This is a genomic window from Borrelia miyamotoi (assembly GCF_019668505.1).
In the GTDB taxonomy this organism is placed as follows: Bacteria; Spirochaetota; Spirochaetia; order Borreliales; family Borreliaceae; genus Borrelia; species Borrelia miyamotoi.
Map to the genome: position 1 here is coordinate 77,157 of NZ_AP024371.1, position 22,329 is coordinate 99,485.

20 protein-coding genes are annotated in these 22,329 nt (G+C 29.8%); 4 read left to right on the forward strand and 16 right to left on the reverse strand.

Annotated features, from left to right (window positions below):
* Window positions 1–12 precede the first annotated feature (12 nt).
* Both K5Q05_RS00390 and K5Q05_RS00395 read right to left on the reverse strand, forming a co-directional pair.
* The gene (locus K5Q05_RS00390) at window positions 13–1,299 is read right to left on the reverse strand and encodes a hypothetical protein (protein WP_044003470.1); all 1,287 of its coding nucleotides are present in this window, start codon (window positions 1,297–1,299) and stop codon (window positions 13–15) included.
* Window positions 1,292–1,609, reverse strand: a complete 318-nt coding sequence (locus tag K5Q05_RS00395; protein WP_020954477.1) for a hypothetical protein — start codon at window positions 1,607–1,609, stop codon at window positions 1,292–1,294. The genes K5Q05_RS00390 and K5Q05_RS00395 overlap by 8 nt, the downstream gene beginning before the upstream one ends.
* 193 nt (window positions 1,610–1,802) lie before the next feature.
* Here K5Q05_RS00395 and K5Q05_RS00400 point away from each other — a divergent pair, with 193 nt between their 5' ends.
* From K5Q05_RS00400 to K5Q05_RS00410, 3 genes are all read left to right on the forward strand, one after another.
* Window positions 1,803–3,071, forward strand: a complete 1,269-nt coding sequence (locus tag K5Q05_RS00400; RefSeq protein ID WP_025444026.1) for a cysteine desulfurase — start codon at window positions 1,803–1,805, stop codon at window positions 3,069–3,071.
* A gap of 149 nt (window positions 3,072–3,220) precedes the next feature.
* Complete coding sequence (locus K5Q05_RS00405; protein ID WP_025444025.1) at window positions 3,221–3,625, forward strand: iron-sulfur cluster assembly scaffold protein; 405 nt, start codon at window positions 3,221–3,223, stop codon at window positions 3,623–3,625.
* 23 nt (window positions 3,626–3,648) lie between these two features.
* Window positions 3,649–5,178, forward strand: coding sequence for a YifB family Mg chelatase-like AAA ATPase (locus tag K5Q05_RS00410; RefSeq protein ID WP_025444024.1), 1,530 nt, complete (start codon window positions 3,649–3,651; stop codon window positions 5,176–5,178).
* A gap of 23 nt (window positions 5,179–5,201) precedes the next feature.
* Here K5Q05_RS00410 and K5Q05_RS00415 read toward each other — a convergent pair whose 3' ends face one another.
* From K5Q05_RS00415 to murI, 14 genes are all read right to left on the reverse strand, one after another.
* Window positions 5,202–6,152 carry an L-lactate dehydrogenase gene (locus tag K5Q05_RS00415; protein ID WP_025444023.1) on the reverse strand — a complete coding sequence of 317 codons (951 nt, stop codon included), beginning with the start codon at window positions 6,150–6,152 and terminating at the stop codon, window positions 5,202–5,204.
* Window positions 6,153–6,278: 126 nt separating this feature from the next.
* On the reverse strand, window positions 6,279–8,078 hold the full coding sequence (gene lepA / locus K5Q05_RS00420) for a translation elongation factor 4 (protein WP_084821506.1): 1,800 nt from the start codon (window positions 8,076–8,078) through the stop codon (window positions 6,279–6,281).
* A 54-nt stretch (window positions 8,079–8,132) separates the two neighbouring features.
* Window positions 8,133–9,110, reverse strand: coding sequence for a tetratricopeptide repeat protein (locus K5Q05_RS00425; protein ID WP_025444021.1), 978 nt, complete (start codon window positions 9,108–9,110; stop codon window positions 8,133–8,135).
* Between the two features lie 66 nt (window positions 9,111–9,176).
* Window positions 9,177–9,611, reverse strand: coding sequence for an ATP synthase subunit K (locus K5Q05_RS00430; RefSeq protein WP_025444020.1), 435 nt, complete (start codon window positions 9,609–9,611; stop codon window positions 9,177–9,179).
* Between the two features lie 14 nt (window positions 9,612–9,625).
* Entirely contained in the window at window positions 9,626–11,455 is a 1,830-nt protein-coding gene (locus K5Q05_RS00435) for a V-type ATP synthase subunit I (RefSeq protein ID WP_025444019.1), read from the reverse strand.
* 13 nt (window positions 11,456–11,468) lie between these two features.
* Window positions 11,469–12,065 (reverse strand): V-type ATP synthase subunit D, encoded by a 597-nt coding sequence (locus K5Q05_RS00440; protein ID WP_025444018.1) that lies wholly within the window; start codon window positions 12,063–12,065, stop codon window positions 11,469–11,471.
* 2 nt (window positions 12,066–12,067) lie between these two features.
* On the reverse strand, window positions 12,068–13,369 hold the full coding sequence (locus K5Q05_RS00445; RefSeq protein ID WP_025444017.1) for a V-type ATP synthase subunit B: 1,302 nt from the start codon (window positions 13,367–13,369) through the stop codon (window positions 12,068–12,070).
* On the reverse strand, window positions 13,370–15,109 hold the full coding sequence (locus K5Q05_RS00450) for a V-type ATP synthase subunit A (RefSeq protein WP_025444016.1): 1,740 nt from the start codon (window positions 15,107–15,109) through the stop codon (window positions 13,370–13,372).
* Window positions 15,099–15,665, reverse strand: coding sequence for a DUF2764 family protein (locus K5Q05_RS00455; RefSeq protein ID WP_025444015.1), 567 nt, complete (start codon window positions 15,663–15,665; stop codon window positions 15,099–15,101). The genes K5Q05_RS00450 and K5Q05_RS00455 overlap by 11 nt, the downstream gene beginning before the upstream one ends.
* Before the next feature lies 1 nt (window position 15,666).
* Window positions 15,667–16,275: a V-type ATP synthase subunit E gene (locus K5Q05_RS00460; RefSeq protein WP_025444014.1), complete on the reverse strand. Its 609-nt coding sequence runs from the start codon at window positions 16,273–16,275 to the stop codon at window positions 15,667–15,669.
* 108 nt (window positions 16,276–16,383) lie between these two features.
* Window positions 16,384–16,779, reverse strand: coding sequence for a hypothetical protein (locus tag K5Q05_RS00465; RefSeq protein WP_025444013.1), 396 nt, complete (start codon window positions 16,777–16,779; stop codon window positions 16,384–16,386).
* Complete coding sequence (locus K5Q05_RS00470) at window positions 16,780–19,116, reverse strand: endonuclease MutS2 (RefSeq protein WP_044003543.1); 2,337 nt, start codon at window positions 19,114–19,116, stop codon at window positions 16,780–16,782.
* Window positions 19,088–20,029 (reverse strand): ribosome small subunit-dependent GTPase A, encoded by a 942-nt coding sequence (rsgA, locus tag K5Q05_RS00475; protein ID WP_025444011.1) that lies wholly within the window; start codon window positions 20,027–20,029, stop codon window positions 19,088–19,090. The genes K5Q05_RS00470 and rsgA overlap by 29 nt, the downstream gene beginning before the upstream one ends.
* Complete coding sequence (gene murI, locus K5Q05_RS00480; protein ID WP_025444010.1) at window positions 20,026–20,790, reverse strand: glutamate racemase; 765 nt, start codon at window positions 20,788–20,790, stop codon at window positions 20,026–20,028. The genes rsgA and murI overlap by 4 nt, the downstream gene beginning before the upstream one ends.
* Before the next feature lie 133 nt (window positions 20,791–20,923).
* Between murI and asnS the strand changes: the two genes are divergently transcribed.
* Complete coding sequence (gene asnS / locus K5Q05_RS00485; protein WP_025444009.1) at window positions 20,924–22,309, forward strand: asparagine--tRNA ligase; 1,386 nt, start codon at window positions 20,924–20,926, stop codon at window positions 22,307–22,309.
* The last annotated feature ends 20 nt before the right edge of the window (window positions 22,310–22,329 follow it).

Below are 22,329 nucleotides of genomic sequence, written 5' to 3' on the forward strand. Positions count from 1 at the left end.
TCATCAATGATACTATCTTGTAAACACATTCAAGATCTTAATAAAAGATAACTCTTCTTTAATATTTGGATAAATCTCTTTTGGAAAGATGGTCTTTAATGAAAAACTCTGCCTAGAATAAGGCTTAAGAAAAGAATTAGGCTCAGCAATCAACTTTCGTCTCAAAGATCTAATAATTTGACCATCCTTAGCAATATAAGCAAACTCAACTTCCAAATCTTTAATAACATCCTTTAAATTATTGTAAACTTCTATTAAAGAATTAGCCTCATAAATTCCAAAATCTTCATTAAAATAACTTCCAAGATATTTAAAATTCACAATTGAAGAACTTGTTTCTAAATTAACATTATAAAAATTATCACCCTCTTCAAAAAATTCAATTAAAATTATATTAAGAACCATTTTTTTAGGATGTCCCTTAATCTCTTTAGAAATATTGTATGTAAAATCAATTGGAACATATACACCCTTACTCCACTGATTAGAAAAATTACTTGTCTTTTCAAAAACCTTATTTAAAATAGATTTTCCTAAATCATCATAAACAGTAACACCATAAGAAATTTTTTTAATAGGATTTTTAGCTGAAACAACTCCCGCTTTTAGTTGATAAGTATGTGCATACTCAAAAACTAATACCTTCGCATCTTCAACTTCAACACTATATAATTCATAAGGTTTTGCAACAAAATTAGCAAATTCAACTATTAAATCAGATATCCTTGTAACTGAAGGCAAGCCCTGAACTATGGTCTCTTGAATATTTCTCACTCCACTGAGATCTTCAGAATGTCCAATAATAAAGGTTAACACCACTGTATATGTAATTAATGAAACAATAGCTATTAATATAAAATTTAACAATAATATTAAGACTCTATGTTTTAACTTTCCAGCCTCATCATAATCTCTTAAATTAACTCCACTTATTATTCCAAATTCTCTAGCCTGTAAACTTACATGGAGCAACTTTCTCTCTATCCCTTTACTATATATTCTTTTTACAAGCTTATTATAAAGACTAAAAAATGAAGCAAAAATTGACTTACTATGAAGAGAATACAAATACACAGTTTCAAGCTCTTTTAAAGAATCACTCAATTTTCCTATTCTCTCTAATTGTTGAGCTCTATCATACACCTTAGAAAAATGCATTTCAATATTTTTAATATCAGAATCAGAAATATCTGATCGTTCAATAACGTCCTTTATATATTTTTCTTTTAAAACCTTATTCTTATACTTAGAAAGCTTAGATAAATAAATTTTGATTCTTTGCTCAGAAGTTTTACTCATTATCCTCTAGTTCATCAACTTTCTTCAAGAGCCAATAAGCAATATTTTTAGCAGTATCTTTTGTAATAGAAATTCCAATAAAAGAATTTATTAAAATTATCTTTTCTTTAGAACCCTTAAGATCTCTAGAAATCTCCTCTAAAACACCTTCTTTAGTTTTAGTATAAACAATTTCTTCAGGAATTTCTGTGGATTCGAAAACAAGATCACAAAAAATTTCGCCAGTATTAGTCACACTACCATAAATATTATTAACAGGCACTAATTTATAATCTTCTGCTTTCTCAAATCTATAAGTTATTTCTTTCATAAGACGAATTATAGCATAAACATATCCTTAAAATATAAACACTTAAAATTATAATAATTGTAAAACATAAACTTAAGAACACAAATTAACTTTAAAAATATCAAAAATGAAGAAAGCTCCATACATAAAAATAAAAAAATAATGGTATAATTCTTACAATAAAAATTCTTGCACAAGAAAAGAGTACTAAAAAATGAATCTTAATCATTTCAAAGATAAAAATGAAAAAGTAAACTCCCTCAGAAGGGATTTCCCCATTTTAAACAAAACTATTCATAATAAAAAACTAATTTATTTTGATAATGCCTCAACTTCTCAAAAACCACAAATTGTGATTTCATCTGTAGCTAAATACTACGCAAACTATAATGCAAATGTTCACAGAAGCGGACATGAACTTACAATACAATCCAGCTTAAAAGTAGAAGAAACAAGAAAAATTGTAAAAAGATTTATTAACGCAGAGTCTTGCAAAAACATAATCTTTAATTCTGGAACAACAGATGGAACAAATACAGTAACAAATTCATTGCTCTTCTCAAAACTTTTAAAAGAAAATGATGAAATCATCGTAACAACGCTAGAACACAATAGCAATTTGCTTCCTTGGATAAATATTGCCAAATTTTTAAACTTAAAAATCAAACTTGCAAAATTTAACGAAATGGGCATTGTTCAACCAAAACAAATAAAAAACTTAATTACAGATAAAACAAAAATTATTGCTATATCTGGCATAAGCAATATACTAGGAACTACACAAGATTTAGAAGCAATTGGAAAAATTGCTAAAGATAACAAAATTATTCTATCTGTAGACGCAGCTCAAATGGCACCACATATGAACATAGATGTAAATAAAATAAACTGTGATTTTTTAGTATTCTCAGGGCATAAAATGCTTGCTCCAACAGGAATTGGGGTCTTATATATATCAGATAAAATCATAGATAAGCTTAATAGCTCCAAACTAGGAGGGAATGCCATAGAAGATATTTTTATAAAAAATGGAGAGCTGAATTTTAAACCCCTTGAATCTCCAAATAAATTTGAATCGGGAACACCAAATATTGCAGGCATCATTGGTCTTGGCAAAGCAATAGAATACATTAATAATATCTCAATGGAATTTATTAAAGAACATGATAAAGAATTGATCGAATATTGCGTTGAAAGATTACAAGAAATCGATGAAGTTGAATTTGTTCTAAATAAAGACATAAAAAGAAAATCAATAATATCATTTACAATAAAAAATATACACTCACATGACATTGAGACACATCTTGATACAATGGGAATTGCAATTAGATCTGGAAAAACTTGTGCCTACATTGCATTTCTATCAGAAAATATTAAAAAAGATCATTTATTAAGAATAAGCTTTTATTTATATAATACAAAAGAAGAAATTGATACTTTTATATCCTGCTTAAAAAGAACTATAAAATCCTTTTATTAAAAATCTACTACCTTTGAAATTCTACTACCAACAATATCAAGTAATATCCAAGAATAATGAGCATAAATTTACTCATAACATAAAACTTAAAATTAAATTAACAATAATCTTATATTGATTTAATCAAGCAAACCTCTTAAAATTGAAGCATGTTCTCAGAAAAAATAAAAAAAGAACTAATCAGACTTAGTAAACTAAATCAGTATTATTTCAAAACAGATAAAAATCAAAACCCAACATATCATCAATCCAAATGTGGTGACAAAATAGTCTTTCAAATAAAAGAAGATAACGAAAAAATTAGATTAAAATACAATGCTCACGGATGCATAATTCTTCTATCAAGTGCATATATCTTAACCGAATTATGCGATAATAAACCTAGAAAAGCAATACTAGAATTTACAATAAAAACAATCAATAAAAAATTTGAAAAACTAGAAGAAATTGATAAAAAACTTAAAAATTTTGAAAACTTCTTACATACAAATAGAAAAGATTGCTTCATGTTACCATACAAAGCTCTAAATGAAATCTTAAATAACACCAAGTAACGTCTTAATCTAAGGAGAATTAAATGAAAATATACTCTCATTCATCAATAGGATATGAAGGGGAACTAATAGAAGTTGAAGTAGATATTAAAAAAGGAATAGCAGGAATTGATATTGTTGGATTAGCTGGAAGTGAAATTAAAGAATCAAGAGAAAGAATAAAAGCAGCTATTAAAAATTCAGAATTCACTTTTCCAAAAGACAGAATATTAATAAATCTTGCACCAGCTGGGATCAAAAAAATTGGAACAGCAATTGATCTCTCAATTGCAACAAGCATTATCACTTCAAAAGAAAATCAGAATAATAACTTAGAAATTTTAATATTAGGAGAATTACAATTAGACGGACAAATAAGAGCAATTAAAGGAGTCTTGCCTGCCATCTCACTTGCAAAGGAAAGAAAAATTAAATACATAATAATACCCTTTGACAATCTAGAAGAAGCTCTTCTAATAGAAAATCTAAATATTTGGGGAATAAAAACCCTAAAGGAAGCTCTGGAAATAGTAGAACATCTTAATAATAATATATTTCCATCAAAACCCATAATTAAAACCAAAACAGAAGACAATGAAGAAAAATTTGAATATGATTTTAAAAATATAAAAGGACAACATAGAATCAAAAGAGCACTTGAAATAGCAGTTGCAGGAGGGCATAATATTATGATATTCGGACCTCCTGGAAGTGGAAAAACTCTTAGCATCAAATGTGTACAGTCAATCTTACCTCCACTTACAAATAAAGAATTAATTGAAACAAACAGAATTTGGTCAGTAGCAGGTAAACTAATAGATACAAAAATAATAAGACGAAGACCATTTAGACAACCTCATCAAACTGCAAGCAAAGAAGGAATCATTGGTGGTGGTTCTAATGCACTGCCTGGAGAAGTATCACTTGCACACAATGGAGTTTTATTCTTAGATGAAGCCTTAGAATTCCAAAAATCAATCTTGCAATCACTAAGAGAACCAATAGAAGACAAAATGATCTCAATAGTAAGAGCAAGTTCAAAATCATTCAAGTATCCTGCAAATTTTCAATTGATGATTGCTACAAATCCTTGTCCCTGCGGAAACCTTGGAAAAAATGATACGAAATGCTTTTGTTCGCAACAAGAAGTTTCAAACTACTGGAAAAAACTTGGAGCAGCAATGCTTGATAGAATTGACATTAGAGTGCCAACTAAACCAGTAAACAATGAAAAATTGTTTCAAGAAGATAGTGAAAGCTCAAGTGAAATAAGAAAAAAAATAATAAAAGCAAGAAACATGCAAAGTAAAAGATATGAAAATATCGAAAATATCCATAAAAACTCTGATCTTAAACCAGAACATATTGCAATATTTTGCGAATTAGATAAAATACTAAAAAATGAAATGATTCATATATTAAATAAACTCAACATATCATCAAGAGCAACTCATTCAATCCTAAAATTAGCAAGAACAATTGCAGATTTAAAAGAAGAAAACCATATTTCAAGAGAATCATTATTAGAATCAATTGAGCACAGAAAAAATGGCGAAAGACTACTAGAAGAATAAAAAAGCCCCTAATGGGGGCAAAATCAAAACTCTATTTTATCAATATAACTCTTAAGCTGATTAGCAGAAGCTTTAAATTTTTCAATTTCTCTATCACTTATTTTAAAATCAAGAACCTCTTTTACGCCATCTTTGTAAACTATAGAAGGCGCACCAATATAAACATCCTTAATAGAATTGCTATATTGCCCATTAATATATGAAGATATAGGCAAAATAAGATTTTGATCACTAATGATTGCATTAACAATTCTTTTAATTCCAAGCCCAATAGCATAATAAGTAGCACCTTTTAGTTTAATTACTTCATAAGCAGCATTAACAACGTTTTTATAAATTTCATCAAGTTCTTCTTCTCTTATTTTCCCTTCAGCAATGTATTCAGATAAAGGCTTCATAGCTATCTTAGTCTCATCCCAAGTAGCAAAAGAACTGTCTCCATGCTCACCCATAATGTATGAATGTACATTCTGAGTATTAACATCAAGACGCTCAGCCAAAAAATACCTAAGTCTTGAAGTATCAAGTGTTGTCCCTGTACCAATAACTTTATGAGTTGGAAAATTGGAATATTTCATTGTCACATAAGTCATAATATCAACAGGATTACTTGCAATTACAAAAATACCACTAAATCCACTTGAAATAACACTTGTTACAATCTCTTTAAAGATTTTAGTATTCTTACCCACCAAGTCAAGCCTTGTCTCACCTGGCTTCTGATTAAGACCTGCAGTAATTACAACAATATCAGCATCTGAACAATCATTATAACTCCCAAATCTTATTTTAATATTTTTCTCTAAGAACATTTGACCATGGTTTAAATCCATAACTTCGCCTTTAGCCTTATTTTGAGCTACATCAATAATTACAAGTTCATGAACAAGTGAATTATCTATAGTCAAGGCATAAGCAAAGCTTGAACCAACACCACCAGCTCCAACAAGAACAACCTTATTAAGTTTAAGCATAAACTATCTCCATATACTATTTTTATAAGTATGAAATAATTCTATAACACTTCAAAACAATTTTACAATATTTCACTAAAATTAAATATTTGATAATTTGTTTACTAAAATCATTAGAATATCATGTTAATTGTCATCTGATTTAAGAACAGCAAGAAATGCACTTTGTGGTATTTCAACATTCCCTATTATTTTTAATCGCTTCTTTCCTTCCTTTTGCTTTTCTAAAAGCTTTCTCTTACGAGTAATATCACCTCCATAACATTTAGCAGTAACATCTTTTCTAACTGGTGAGATTGTTTCACGAGCAATAATATTCGAACCAATAGCTCCTTGAATCGCTATTTTAAACTGCTGTCTTGCAATTTCATCCTTTAATCTTTTACAAATACTAATAGCTTTTGATCTAGCACTATCCCTAAAGACTAACTGAGATAGTGCATCTACTCTATCTCCATTGACTAAAATATCCAACTTAACCAAATCCGTTTCCTCATATCCTAATAGCATATAGTCAAAAGAAGCATATCCACGACTTACAGATTTAATCTTATCGTAAAAGTCAAAAAGTATCTCAGCAAGTGGCATCTTATAAATAACTTCAACACGTTTTGTATCAAGATAAATCAAATTCTCTTGTATACCTCTTTTAACAAGACAAACACTCATAATATTTCCCAAAAATTCAGTGGGAACAATAATATTAGCTCTAATATAAGGTTCAAGAAAAACTTCAATATTTTCATTTTCAGGAAACTGCTCAGGATTTTCAATAAAATAAGGATTACCCTTTTTAGGAAAAATTTTATAACGAACTGACGGCGACGTCAATATCACATTAAGATCAAATTCACGCTCAATTCTCTCCTGAATCACCTCTAAATGTAAAAGTCCCAAAAATCCACATTTAAATCCATGTCCAAGAGCAACTGAAGCATCTTTTTCAAAAGTAAGTGATGCATCATTAAGTTTAAGTCTATCCATTGCCTTTAAAAGATCGTCATACTGATTAGCATCAACTGGATAAACAGAAGAGAAAACCACAGGCTTAACTTCTTTAAAACCTTCAAGAGGCACACTTGCTGGATTATCAACAAGAGTTATAGTATCTCCAATCTTAACATCTGATATATTCTTTATTCCCGCAATAAAATAACCAACATCACCAGCTTCCAAAATATCTTTTCTTTCAAGAATTATTCTAAAAATTCCAATCTCCTCTAATAAATATTCCCCACCTGCATACATCAATTTAATCCTGTCACCAATTTTAATTTGACCTTCAAAAATTCTAAAATGTACAATCACACCACGATAAGAATCATAATGCGAATCAAAAATTAAAGCCTTTAAGGGACTATTAACACTTCCTTTCGGAGAAGGAACATATTTACAAATAGCCTCAAGTAATTCATCAATTCCTATTCCATTTTTAGCAGATATGGAAACAGCAATACTTGAATCTAATCCTAAATCATGCTCTATTTGCTCTTTTACAAAATTAACATTCGCACTTGGTAAATCTATTTTATTAATAACAGGAATAATTTCAAGATTATGTTCAAATGCCATATAAAAGTTTGAAACAGTCTGAGCCTCTATTCCTTGGCTTGCATCAATAAGTAGAAGTGCTCCCTCACAAGATGAAATTGCTCTTGAAACTTCATAAGAAAAATCAACATGACCTGGAGTATCTACAAAATTAAGTTCATAAATATTACCATCACTACACTTATAATCAATAGTAACTGCCTGACTCTTAATTGTAATGCCTCTCTCCCTTTCAATATCCATACTATCAAGAATTTGACTTTTAAACTCTCTATCTGAGATTATTTGAGCCTTTTGTATAAATCTATCTGCTAAAGTTGATTTACCATGATCAATATGTGCAATAATGCAAAAATTTTTTTTATAAGAACTAATCTTTCAACCTCCCCTAAATAAAATAAATAAAACATAAATATTTAGTATATTATACTAATATACACTTTTATTAAGTAAAATATTTTTGATATGAATCTTCGATTTTAAAACATAAGGAGAAAATTTAGGAGCAAGATCAATAACTAATTTCCAAGTATCTATAGCCTTTAATTTGTTTTTATGATCATCATAACTATAAGTAGCACAAGCAATATTATATAATGTCTCCCAAAAATCTGTAGATTCAAAACTAGCTTTAACATCAGTGTATTCATTTATTTTTTTAACAAAAGATCTTAAATTTTTAAATTTATAAAGAGGTTCATAATAATTAACATATTCATATATTCTAGTTAAAATACCAACTGCAGCTACAAGTCCATGAGTAATTGCAAGTTCATAAGCACCAATTTTTGAATATGTTTTTGATAATAACTGATGAATATCAATAACATTATAATTATTAAATCTATAAAGATTAAAAGTAAAATCTAGACCAGACGTTCCTCTCACTTGCTTTAAATAAGAATGTAAATAAAATGACATATCAAATTTTTCACCTGAAGTATCCCCATACTTTTTAACAACATAGTGATAATTATAATAATCATCACTATTTGAAAATTTATTTAAAATTTCATTTAAATAATCAATCATATCAACATAATTACTTTCAAGCTCAGAAATCTTAGCCAAAGAAAAAAGTATATTTTTCTCAAAAGACTTATCCAGTAAATAATCTTTATATTCTAAAGCCTTATGAAGATGTAATTTCTCTAATACAACATTTCCAGTCATCCTATAAGCAATAGATAAATAATAATTAGCCTCAGGATATATTCCTTTTCTAAGCAAAGCTTCCTGCAAACAATTTATTGCACTAGTAAGATTAGATTTAATAAATCCTTCCTTAGAATAAATAAGTTGGCGTCCCTTTTCAAGCAAAATCCAATATGGAAATTCCTTAACAAGCAAAGAATTTAAATTAAAGACAAAATTAAAAATAAAAAAGCACAAAAAAAGTCTTAACATATTCATAATATGTATTAAATTTTCTCACAAATTGCGAGAAAATTTAATACCTGAATCCTTCAAAATTTAAACAAATTTAAATATCATCAAGAATACCATTACAAAAAGAGCAACAGACTCTATGAGACCTAAAATTAAAAGATTTGTTGCAAATCCCTTCCCAGTCTCAGCAAAAGCATCACAAGCCCCTGCAGCAGTTCTACCTTGAGCAAAAGCAGAAATAGAAATTGCAAGACCACCACCAAAACCAGCCCCAAATAATAACCAAGGATCTGCCTGTGTCATTATGCCTGATAAAGTATTCATCAATATATAACCATATATTATTTGTGTCAATGGTGCTGAAACAAAAACAATTAATAAGAAAGGAGCTGGCTTACCTTGCATATAACATCTCTTCCATGCACCAATAGCAGCACTTCCTGCAGCCCCCATACCCAAGGCTGAACCTATTGCAGATATCGTTAAAGCCGAATTAACTCCTATTAAACCTATATTCATAATTCTCTCCTTATCTACTCCTTAATTTTTCTAAAAGGTCTATAAAAATATCCATTCCATTCTTGACCCAAATGGTTTGAAAATTCAAGCATATTGAGTCTTACTCCATGGACAACAACAGATAATAAAGACAAAGTTATATTCAGAATATGCCCAAACAGTACCACAAAAATACCACCTATTATAAGACCAACATTAGATGATTTTAATAAAGATGCTGACATACTATTAAAACTATCAGAAATTGCAAGCCCTGCAAGCCCAACAGCAAAAAGCCTAATATAAGATATTATGTCTGCAAATCCTGAAACAGTAGCTAAAAATTGTTCTATTATCCCTCCAAAGCTCTTTAATATGCACATAAAAAAGTTTGATCCATCCTGTTTTTCAAAAATAAAGACAAGTACAACTCCAACATATATCGTATTAATAACAAAACTGCATATAGGAAACCTATCTCCACCAAGTATTAAATTGAGAACAAGATAATAAAGCCCAGAAATCACAATAAGCCAACCAATTTGAGCAATAGAATGTACATATGGTTTTTCCTTCACTTTTCGAATAAAATTCCACACGTGAGCTAGTAATATTTGCAAAAGACCTATTGTAAAACATACAAACATAATGTTCTGCATGCTATTCTTTCCCGTCAAATACTCAAGCCTAAAAAGCTTTAAAATAGGAAATAAATCAAGAAAAAAAGGAGTACTTCCAAACCAAGTGCCAGTCATCGAACCATATATTATTGCTGACGTACTCAGATAAAATATTAAAGCATGAATAGATGTCAAAGGCTTCTTTTTTAGTAAATTATTTAAACTAAAAAGAATACCTATTATTAAGAATATTATTCCATAAGCAGCATCACCAATTATCATTCCAAAAAATATAAAGAAAAATAACATAAAAATACAACTCACATCCTTCTCTTTATATCCAGGAATTGTGTCTAAAACATCAAAAATAGGCTTGGCAAGCTTAGCAATTCCTCTTCTCTTTACATAAGTAGGAACAACATCGCAATTATCTGGCTCTGCAAACTGTACCGAAAATTTACCTTCAAGAGCTGCACTTTTAAGATCTTCTTGATTATCTTCCGGCAAAAATCCTGTAATGTACACAAAATTTTCATCCTCTACATCCATGTCAGTCATAACTTGCTCAAACTCAACAATTTGATCATACTCTCTTATTTCTTTTTTTAAAACATCTCTATATTTATTTAAAACCGACAATTGGGTTAATTTTTGATCCAAAATTTCACTAACAACTCTTAATTTATTTTCAATAAAATCAAGATCAAAATCAAACTCATATTCCTCAACCGTATCTATTTTTTGCCTAGAATCATTAATAGCTACAAAATAAGCCGTGCCTTTAAAATTCCTAATAATAGCAACCTTAATTTCAGAAGATACCAACAATCTTTTATATTCATCAATTCCAGATTTAAAAAATTGTACATAAATGTTATTTTCGCTTAATTTATTAACCAAATCAAGCGAAAAATGTCCCCAACAAGATATAATATCTCTCTTATTAAGCAATGATTGTTGCATGTTATTCAAATCTTTAATCTCAGAACTTAGATTAACTATACTTTTTGCAACATCCAAAAAATTTTCATTTGAAGAACTTAAAATTTTTACCTCACTATCATCTCCAAGCAAAGATAAAGCCTGAACTAAAATTGCCCTTGTTTCAACAACTTTTTCTAAAGACTCTGAAACTCTATTGCAAAAATTAATATGAACAACTCCTAATTCCCTTAAAATCTCAATAGACTCTCTTTTATATTTTAATAAAGTCAAAATCAAAACTTTCTTCATTTTTACAATCATAAACACAATCCCCCTATCTACCCTTAATCAAGCTAGCTTTAGCCATTTTACCCCTTACAACGGCTGCTGTTTGTTGATCACCAAGATAAACATTAATCTTCTTTATATTCATTCTAGCAGTAGGTATCATAATTTTCTCAAATAAATTTACTCTCTGAGAAGTAGTATTAAGTTCTGCCTCCAATAATCTAGTCTGTTCATTTAAAACTTCAATCTCTACATTTATCTTAATCATATTCTTAATAGAATCTATTCCTCCATCTACCCAATAAGGAGTTAATAAAAGATCATGATTAATATCCTCATATTCAACAGAATTAAATACAGGAATCGTAATACCTGCAATATTTACAAAGACTATTATCACTCTTCTAATCTGAATCCAATCTCTAAAAGGAAACCTCTCACCAAATAAAGCAATCCAAGATCCAATATTTCTCTTAAGCTTATCTTGCTCAATTTTACGCTCTCTTTTAAGAACTTCAACTTTCCTAATTTCCAAATAAAGTTGCTGTTTCTTAAGTTGCAAAGTAGGCAAATATCTACTAAACATCTTAAGGTTATCTTTTTGTTTTTTAAGCTCATTCTTTGTTAACTTAAGTTTGGACATTTCTAATCCTTTTTCCCAGGCCAATACTTCTCTATAAGTTCCGTCTTAATTCCAGTCTCTTTAGGTTCAAAACAATTAGATAGAATCTCCCAACCCAAATCCAAGGCCTCCTCCAAAGGAATATTAACAGACAAGTCCATCAACTTGCTTTCAAACATATTACTGTATTTAAGAAGCTTATCATCCCACTCTGTCATATTAAACCCCATGGCTTTTTTCTCCACAGCTTCCCTTGAAGATGCATAAAGCTTAATCATTGAGTCCATAATCGTTCTATGATCGTCTCTTGTCCTACCGTTAACCATTTGCTTAAGCCTTGAAAGAGAACCAAAAGGTTCAATCTTTCCTCCCTTTAAATAGTATTGACCTTCAGTAATATAACCTGTATTGTCAGGAACGGGATGAGTAACATCATCCCCAGGCATTGTAGTAACAGCAAGTATAGTGATTGACCCCGCTCCTTCAAAGTCGATAGCTTTCTCATATCGAGATGCAAGCTGAGAATACAAATCACCAGGATAACCTCTATTAGAAGGAACTTGTTCCATAGTAATAGCAATTTCTTTCATAGCATCTGCAAAATTAGTCATATCAGTCAAAAGTACCAAAACCTTTTTCCCTTGCAAAGCAAATTTCTCAGCAACAGCAAGAGAAATATCAGGAACTATTAAAGACTCAACAACAGGATCATTGGCTGTATTTACAAAAAAGATTGTCCTACTTAAAGCCCCATCCTTCTCAAGGGAATCTCTAAATGTCAAATAATCATCATTCTTAAGTCCCATTCCTCCAAGAATAATCAAATCAACTTCTGCCTGAAGAGCTATTCGTACAAGAAGATCATTATAAGGTTCTCCAGATACAGAAAAAATTGGTAATTTTTGCGATTCAACAAGAGTATTGAAAACATCTATCATTGGAATTCCTGTTCTTATCATGTTCCTTGGAACAATACGCTTTGCAGGATTAGCTGATGGACCTCCTATTTCAATTAAATCATCCTCAAGACGCGGACCCCCATCTTTTGGGTTTCCAGCTCCATCAAAGATTCTACCAAGCAAATTTTCAGAAAATGTAATTTGCATCGGATGACCTAAAAACTTAACCTCATCTGAAGTTGAAATACCCATCGTTCCGTTATAAACCTGAAGAGAAACTTTATCCTTATCCAACTTAATAACTTCAGCTAAAGAACTTGTATCTTTTGACTTCACAATAGCAAGTTCTCCATATTTAACACCTTGCGCCACAACAGTTATTACATTTCCAATAATAGATTCTATCTTACTATATACTCTCTTCATTTATGCACCTCTAAAATCCAACTTCTTAGAACGTACTAAATTCTTTAAAGTAATTTCTAATTTACTAAACTTTTCTTCCTTAAAGGGACTAAGATTCATATCCAAAATATTTTGCCTTAATTCATTCATAAAACTTCTTGCTTCCAATTTGTTCTCAAATTTAAAATCTGACTGCAAAATATCATAAAGTATATCAAACATATAATTTTGACGCTCAAGACTTACAGCTGCATCAATACTATCAAATGAATTTTGTTGCAAATAACATGCATCCAAAAGCTCGGCTTTTAAATAAACTAAAAAGTCACCATTACTTATCCCTTCCTCTCCAACAACCTTCATCATCTGATTCACCTCACTCCCCTTTACTAAAAATGATCTTGCATATTCTGTTTTCTCAAAATCAATAACCCCTCTATATTTACTCCAAGATTCAAGTGGATTAATGGCTGGAAATTTTCTAGCATCTGATCTCTCCCTTGTAAGCCCATGAAATGCTCCTACAACCTTTAAAGTTGCTTGAGTTACTGGTTCTTCAAAATTACCTCCAGCAGGACTCACAGACCCACCCACAGTCACAGAACCAATATTACCATTATTTAAAACGACTATGCCAGCCCTTTCATAAAACGATGCAATAACAGACTCAAGATAAGCAGGAAATGCCTCCTCACCCGGTATTTCCTCAAGGCGACCAGACATTTCTCTCATAGCTTGAGCCCATCTTGAAGTCGAATCGGCTAGTAAAAGTATATCAAGACCCATTTGTCTATAATATTCAGCAATAGTAATGGCTGTATAAACGGAAGCTTCACGGGCAGCAACTGGCATAGAAGATGTATTGCAAATAATACATGTCCTTTCTATTAATGACTTACCTGTCTTTGGATCTATAAGTTCAGGAAATTCTTTAAGAGTTTCTACCACTTCACCTGCACGCTCACCACAAGCAGCAATAATTACAATATCAACATTAGCATTACGACTTGTAACTTGCTGAAGCACTGTTTTCCCAGCACCAAAAGGCCCAGGAATACAAAATGTACCACCCTTCGCAACTGGAAAAAACGTATCTATGATTCTTGTTTGAGTTACCATAGGCTCATTAGGAATAAGTCTATCTTTATAATTAGTAATTGGAATTTTAACAGGCCAATGAAAAGACATAGTAATAATATGTCTTTTCCCAGAATCATTCTCAATCACAGCAATTTTATCATCTACAGTATAACTACCATCACTAACGATTTCCAAAATCTTGTAAGAATCTTTTCTATAAAATGGAATCATAATCTGATGATTAATCGTACCCTCAACAACAAACCCAAGATAATCTCCTGCAATCAGGATATCTCCAACTTTAGCAGTTGCAATAAAATTCCATTTTTTAGTTCTGTCAAGCGCACTTAAATACACTCCTCTATCCAAAAAAAAACCACATTGAGCAGCAAGTGCTGGCAACGGATTTTGAAGACCATCGTACACCTGGCTTAAAAGACCAGGACCAAGTTCAACTGTTAAAAGTCTACCTGTAAACTCAATATCATCTCCAACAGCAATTCCTCTAGTCATTTCAAAAACTTGAGCATCAACTTCCCCATCTCTAATACGAATTATTTCAGCTTTTAAACTATGACCATCGGTTTTAATAAAAACAATCTCATTCATGTAAACTGTACCAACTACTTCAATAGTAACCAAATTTCCAATAACCCCTACTACTTTTCCTCTAGTTTCCATTCAAATTTCCTTCAAAAGTTTTATTTATTTCCATGCTTAATTCTTGACAAACGTCATCAAAATTCTTCTCGCCTATCTCCTTTATAAATAGACTTCTTCTTGAAACCAATACCAATTTCAAAAAATAAATTACTAACTGTTCAAAATTAAACTCATTTCCCACTTCAAGATATGTTAAAAATTGCCATTTCAACATATCAAGTCCTAATTCTACCTCAAAAGGATTTTTATTAAGACAAAGGGACTTCAAAATTCCTAAATAATAACTAGAAAAATAAGCTGACTCTAAATAAACATCTCTTGAGCGCCCTAACTTATCAGCTCTAATATATGCAAGCGTATACTTTATTATTTCTTCAAATTCAAGAAACTGATCAATTACCTTTGAATTCCCTCTAGTAAATCTAGATTCTGATAAATTTTTTAAAAAAAGGAAATCTTCCTTTTTTAAAGCAAGCTCAACTCTATCAAAAAAATTTTCTACACTTAACACCTTGCCTATTTTGAAATCAAGATAAGGTAATGATGACATAACATAATAATAAGGACTCAACATACTATATCTCCTGATCCAACTTTATAATTTCTTTAAATCTTGGATTTAAATATTCAAAAAGAATATCAGCAATAGTTTCTGACGTAAAATCATAATATAAATTACCATCTCTTTGCTGAATTTTAAATCCTTTACCTATTGTCTCAAAAGGTTTAATCTCAACTGCACTACCAAGTTTATCTCCTATTCTTGCTCTTAGAATAGACAACAAACTAGAAAAAGCAGATTCATTAATCATTATATCTATAATATTATCGTTCTTGCTCCAAACATCTACAACTCTAATAATAAGTTCTGCCAAAAAATTATCATCATAAACATTAGAAATAGACTCCTTTAAAGCAGTTTTGAACAGAGATTTAATATTCATCTCAGTAGCAATAATCAAATCCCTAACTGCTTGACGAGACGCCTTAAGAGAATGTCTTTTATATTCACTAGCTTCCTTTTCCGCCTGAATTTTTAATTTTTCAGCCTCACTTTGAGCCTTCAAAATAATAGCCTCAGCATCTTTCCTTGCATTAAAAAGAATTTCATTTGCCAACTTTTCAGCTTCCTCAAGCCCATCTTTCTTAATTTTATTTATCAGATCTTTAACTTCAAACTGCACAAGAACTCCTCAATACACAAAAAAATAACTTAAATATTCAATAAAAAGAACATTTAATTAAAAGTATATCAATAAATTTTAAATTATTAAAAATCAAAATATTTAAAATCATATATTGCTAAAAAAATCTCCTATAATCTTATAAACATTAATATCATGAACTATAGAAAGTTTTTTATCTGGAAATTTTTCTTTCAACTTGTCACCAAAAATTTTAATACCTCTTTCCATAACCCTGCTACTAAATTCTTTATCAACTATGTTAAGCGTTATTATTTCAATAATTATCAAATATCCTCTTCCAAACTTAGAACCATACCCAAGAGTAAAAGAAGTAGTAACACGAAAAAGTCCATCCAAAATTCCGTTGGCTGATCGACCTCTAGAAGGCCTGTTTGGATGAATTTCATAAGAACTACCAAATTCATCTTCAAGAACATAATCAACATCAAGACAAATATTAAACAATGCATTCTCAAATTTTTCAAATATTGATATACCCATCTAAATTTCTACTATTGTCTTTCCCACTCCACCATCACTTGGACGAGCAAAATAATATTTTTTAACAAATTTTATATCTTTCAGAAATGCATGTACTCTTTCCATAAGAAACCCCTCTCCTTTACCATGAATGATCTCAAACCTACAAATATTTCTTAGTAACATATTATCTATCTTCTTGTTCAAAAAGTCTATAGCTTCAACTACTCTCATCCCCCTAATATCAATAATTAAGTCTAATACATCATCTTGATTTTCAAAAGAAAAGTCAAAATTTTGCTTAAAATTTTTCTTAGATTGCTTATTATCTAATATTTTCTCTAAATTGAAAGACCCAACTGTAATATTAAAAGCACCGGTATTGACAATAAATCCTTTCCTAGTAACACCTATTATTTCGCCTGAAGAACTTGAACCAAACACTCTAACCTTGTCACCTACTTTAAATTCAACCTTAGTAACAATATCTTGATTAAGCAATCTAATTTTAGTAGCCTTAGCAGTTATATTATCTGAAATATTAGATACAAATTTCTTATTCTTAATAGTACAAACACTGCCCTCTTTTATCTCTCTAACCAAATTTTCCAAAGTTTTCCTTGAGCTTTTTAAAAATTCTTTTTGCTCATTTACAAGCTTTTCCTCTAAATCTCTTTCTCTTAAAATAATAGCTTCCCGAATATTACTAATATCAATTTCCTTCATTTCAATAAGTTTAAGCTTATCCTTTAATTCCTCTTCAAGTAAATATATTTCTCTCTCCTTCCTTGCAAGCCTTTCCAAGATCTCATTAACTTCAGTTTTATTAGATGAATAAATTTCCTTTGCTCTAAATAATATACTAGCATTAATGGAAGACTTGCTTGCAACACTAAAAGCAAAGCTTTCACCTGGAACCAAAAATATTAAGTTATAATTAGGTTCCATTTTTTCTAAATCCATCTGCATAGAAGCATTAATAACGAACTCATGAGTGTATGCAAAATATTTAAGAGCACTGTAATGAGTGGAAATAATAACATAAGACTCAATATCAATTAAATGCTCAAGAATAGCTACAGCTAATGCTTGTCCTTGTTCAATATCAGTGCCTGAACAAAATTCATCAAATACTAAAAGACTATTCCTTGTTGCGCAATTTAAAATATAAGAAATATTATTCATATGACTTGAAAAAGTTGAAAGTGAATTTGCAATTGATTGATCATCTCCAATATTAACTAAAATATTATCAAAAATTTTAAAAGTACTAGATTCATCAACTGGAACAGGAATTCCAAATTGAAACATAGCACTCAAGAGAGCAACTGTTTTTAAAGTTGCAGTTTTACCACCAGCATTAGGCCCTGTAATAATTACAACCCTATTATTTAAAGGGCAAAAATTTATAGATTTTGCATGCTGTATTAACGGATGACGAGCATTGACAATATTAAGACTACCATCAAATCTAGGAAATACTCCTTGGGTTTTTATTCCATAAATTGCCCTAACCTTTAGAGAATCATAATATAAAAAATTGTCATAAAGAGAGCTTAAAAGACTAATGTGCCCATGAATCTTATCTGAAAGCCCTTGCAAAATTCTTAAAACTATACGCTCTTTTTCAAGGTTTAAGAAAGCCAATCTATTACTATCACTGACTATCTCATTTGGCTCAACATAAAATGTCTCACCAGATGAGGAAATAGATATAATATTCCCCTTTATTTTATTCTTAAAGCTAGATTTAAGTGCAATAGTATACTTACTGAATTTATAACAAACAAACACAGAAGTTAAATATTTTGAATTTAAGCCTATAATTTGCTTGAGCTGCCTATTAATTCTTTTATCTAAATTTTTAATTTCAAAATCTATTTCATCATAATCCTTAACAACACCGCGTTTTATTTTGAGAGCATCAACATCAATGTAATTACACAAAATCTCCAATAAATCCTTAAGACTTGGCTCTACAAATAATAATTTTTTCAAAACCCCAACTTCATGTCTAAAATTAAACTCACTTTTATCCAAAAAAATCATTATTTTTAAAACTTCTCTTAGAAAAAAAATAATATTCTTAATTTCCTCAACAGAAATTATTGAATTTTGCTTAAGAAGCAAAGCAATAGAATTACCTATACTCTGTAGACAAGAATTTGGATAGTCATCATAAACTTCGATAAGATCCCTAATCAATTTAACCAAAAAACATATTTGGCTAACTTCTTCCTCAGTCTTTAATATGTGTTGTTTACCTAAAAGAACAACCGTATCTGAAATAGATACATAAGAAGAAATTGAAAACAAAATTCGATGAAAATCAATTTTTTCCAAGTATTTCTCTTGCATAACTTTTATATCTCTTAAGTTCACTTAAAATCTTTAGATAACTGTTGTACCTAAGTTCTGAAACTTTAAATCCAATCTGATTTACAACAAAACAACTTGGTTCATTTGTATGCAAACAAGAATTAAATCGACATAAATCATTTAAAGTTATAAATTCTTTAAAACAATATCTAAGATTTAGATGATCTAAGCTTTCAATTCCAAATTCCTTTACCCCAGGAGTATCAATTATTATCCCATTATTAGAATGAAAAGCCATAGCATAAACCGTAGTATGCTTACCTCGTGCATATTTATAAGATATTTCATTTATAGCTTGAGCTGCATTTAAATCTAATAAATTTATAAGTGAAGATTTTCCAACCCCAGACTGCCCTACAAAAGAAGTTCTTGAATTTTGAATAACTTTCTTTATTTCTTCAATGCCCTGAAAAGTAATAGCAGAAGTCTTAACAACTCTGTAACCTATATCTTCATAAACTTTAATCAAAGTATCAACTCTATCGCTTATACCTTTATCAACCTTATTTATCAAAATAATAGGAGTGATCCCTTGCTCCTCAGCAACTATTAATATTCTATCAATAAATGAATTTTTAATCTCAGGAAGATTAGCGGAACTAACAATTAAAATATTGTCAACATTTGAAACAATAACTTGCCTAAGGTCGGCCTTTTTATTATAACGCCAAAGAATATTTTTACGTCCTAATCTTCCTTTAATATATACCTTGCATTCATCATAAACATCTCCAAAAATAAAATCTCCAGGTACCAAAGGACTATACTCTTTATCTTGAATATTTAAAATTTTGCCTTTAATAACACCTTCATAAATTAAATTAGTATTGACTTCAACAATAGAATAAATGTTATTAACACCCCAGAGAACCTCAAATTTCAGATCTTTCAATCGATTATTCCTTTAAAATACAAACCATATCTTGCACAAAAATTCTTATAAAAAAACAAATTATTGCTCCGCGTTAAATAAAAATAACGTCTAAACTCATAATCACTACTTTCAATAGTCTTTATTGACTTAGCAAGTTCATTAGTCACAAAGTCACGATTATCATAAACAGGTACTCCTAAAAAGCTTTCAATCATATCCTTAATATGTAAATAATGTGTACATCCTAAAAAAACCACATCTCGCCTACTAGCCTCAACCTCCAATTTTAAGGATCTCAATAATCTAAGTGCATCTTCTTTAAATTTATCTCCATGTTCCACAAACTTTACAAGTTCACCTGCTGATTTTAAGATTAAATCCCAATGACAATTCTTTTCCCTTTGAACAAACTCACTACTAATGGTAGCATTCGTTGCAATTAAAATGACCTTCTTATATGCAAGCTCTTCCACCAAACCAATTGAAGGTAAAGTATATATTATAGGAAAATTAAAACTTAATTTGTTATATACACTAATAGAAGCTGTATTGCAAGCAATAACAATTGAAGCAATATTATACATTTGTTCTAATCTTAAAATTAGTTCTAAAATCTCTTTTAAAAGAAATTCTGGCGTTTTTTCTCCATAAGGAAAATTTTTGTTATCTGCAATATAGACATAGTTTCTTCTAACAAATCTTCTGGTTATATACTCAAAATAAGAAAGCCCTCCAATACCCGAATCAAAAATAACTATAACATCCTCTAAATCATTCATGAGTTTTACTTAACTTAAATATAGAAACTAATTTGTTTTCTTTCAATAAAAATAATACCACTTACGGCTTAAAATTTTAAAACTACTATACATTAAGCTATAATTATTAATAATATCAATAGATAGAGGAAATATGTATAAAAGCATCAAAGAAATTTTAAGCAACCCTAAAATAGACAGTAAAATTACAATTAAAGGATGGATTAGAACAAAACGAAGCAATGGTAAAATCTCATTTGTAGAAATTAATGACGGTTCAAATATCAAAGGAATTCAAGCCATAATCGATAAAGAAGAGATCCAGTTTGAAGCAAAAAAATTGAAGAAGCTTACAACAGGCACCAGCATATCTTTAACTGGAATTTTAATCTTAAGCCCATCAAAAGGACAAACATATGAAATCAAAACAACAAACTTTACTATAATTGGAGAAACAGATCAAGAAACATATCCTTTACAAAAAAAAAGGCATACCTTTGAATTTTTAAGAGAAATCCCTCATTTAAGAATTCGCACTAATACATTTGGAGCCGTAGCCAGAATCAGAAACCAAATTTCTTATAAAATTCATGAATATTTCCAAAAAAATGGATTTTTATACATCCATACGCCAATTATTACATCAAATGACGGAGAAGGAGCCGGTGAAATATTTCGTGTCTCCACTCTAAACTTCAACAACATTGCAAAAGAAAAAGAAGTAAACTTTAAAGATGATTTCTTTGGAAAACAAGCATTCCTAACAGTAACTGGACAACTGCATGGTGAAGCTTATGCAATGGCTTTATCAAAAATATATACATTTGGCCCAACATTTAGGGCAGAAAATTCCAACACAACACGCCATGCATCAGAATTTTGGATGATTGAACCTGAGATGGCATTCTTTAAACTTGAAGATAATATCAATTTAGCAGAAAATTTCCTTAAGTATATTTTAAGAGAAACTTTAAATAATTGCAGTCAAGATATGGAATTCTTTGACAATTTCATTGAAAAAGGCCTAATAAAAAAAATTGAAAATGTAATAAACTCCGAGTTTGAAATCATTACCTATACCCAAGCCATTAAAAAACTTGAAAGTGCAACAAGAACATTTGAAATAAAGCCTTACTGGGGAATGGATTTACAAACAGAACATGAAAGGTATTTAACAGAAGAAATCATCAAAAAACCCACTACAATTATTGACTATCCAAAAGAATTTAAAGCATTTTACATGAAAATAAATGAAGATAATAAAACTGTTAAAGGAATGGATATTTTGGTTCCTCGCATTGGAGAAATAATTGGAGGCAGTGAGAGAGAAGATAATTTAGACAAGTTGAATAAAAGAATAAAAGAACTAAATTTAGAATCAGAAACTCTTAATTGGTACTTAGACTTAAGGAGATTTGGGTCAACTCCTCATTCTGGATTTGGACTTGGACTTGAAAGATTGATACAATACACAACAGGAATGGCTAATATTAGAGATGTTATTCCATTTCCAAGAACTCCTAAAACTCTTTATTTCTAATAAAGAGTTTTAGGAGAAAA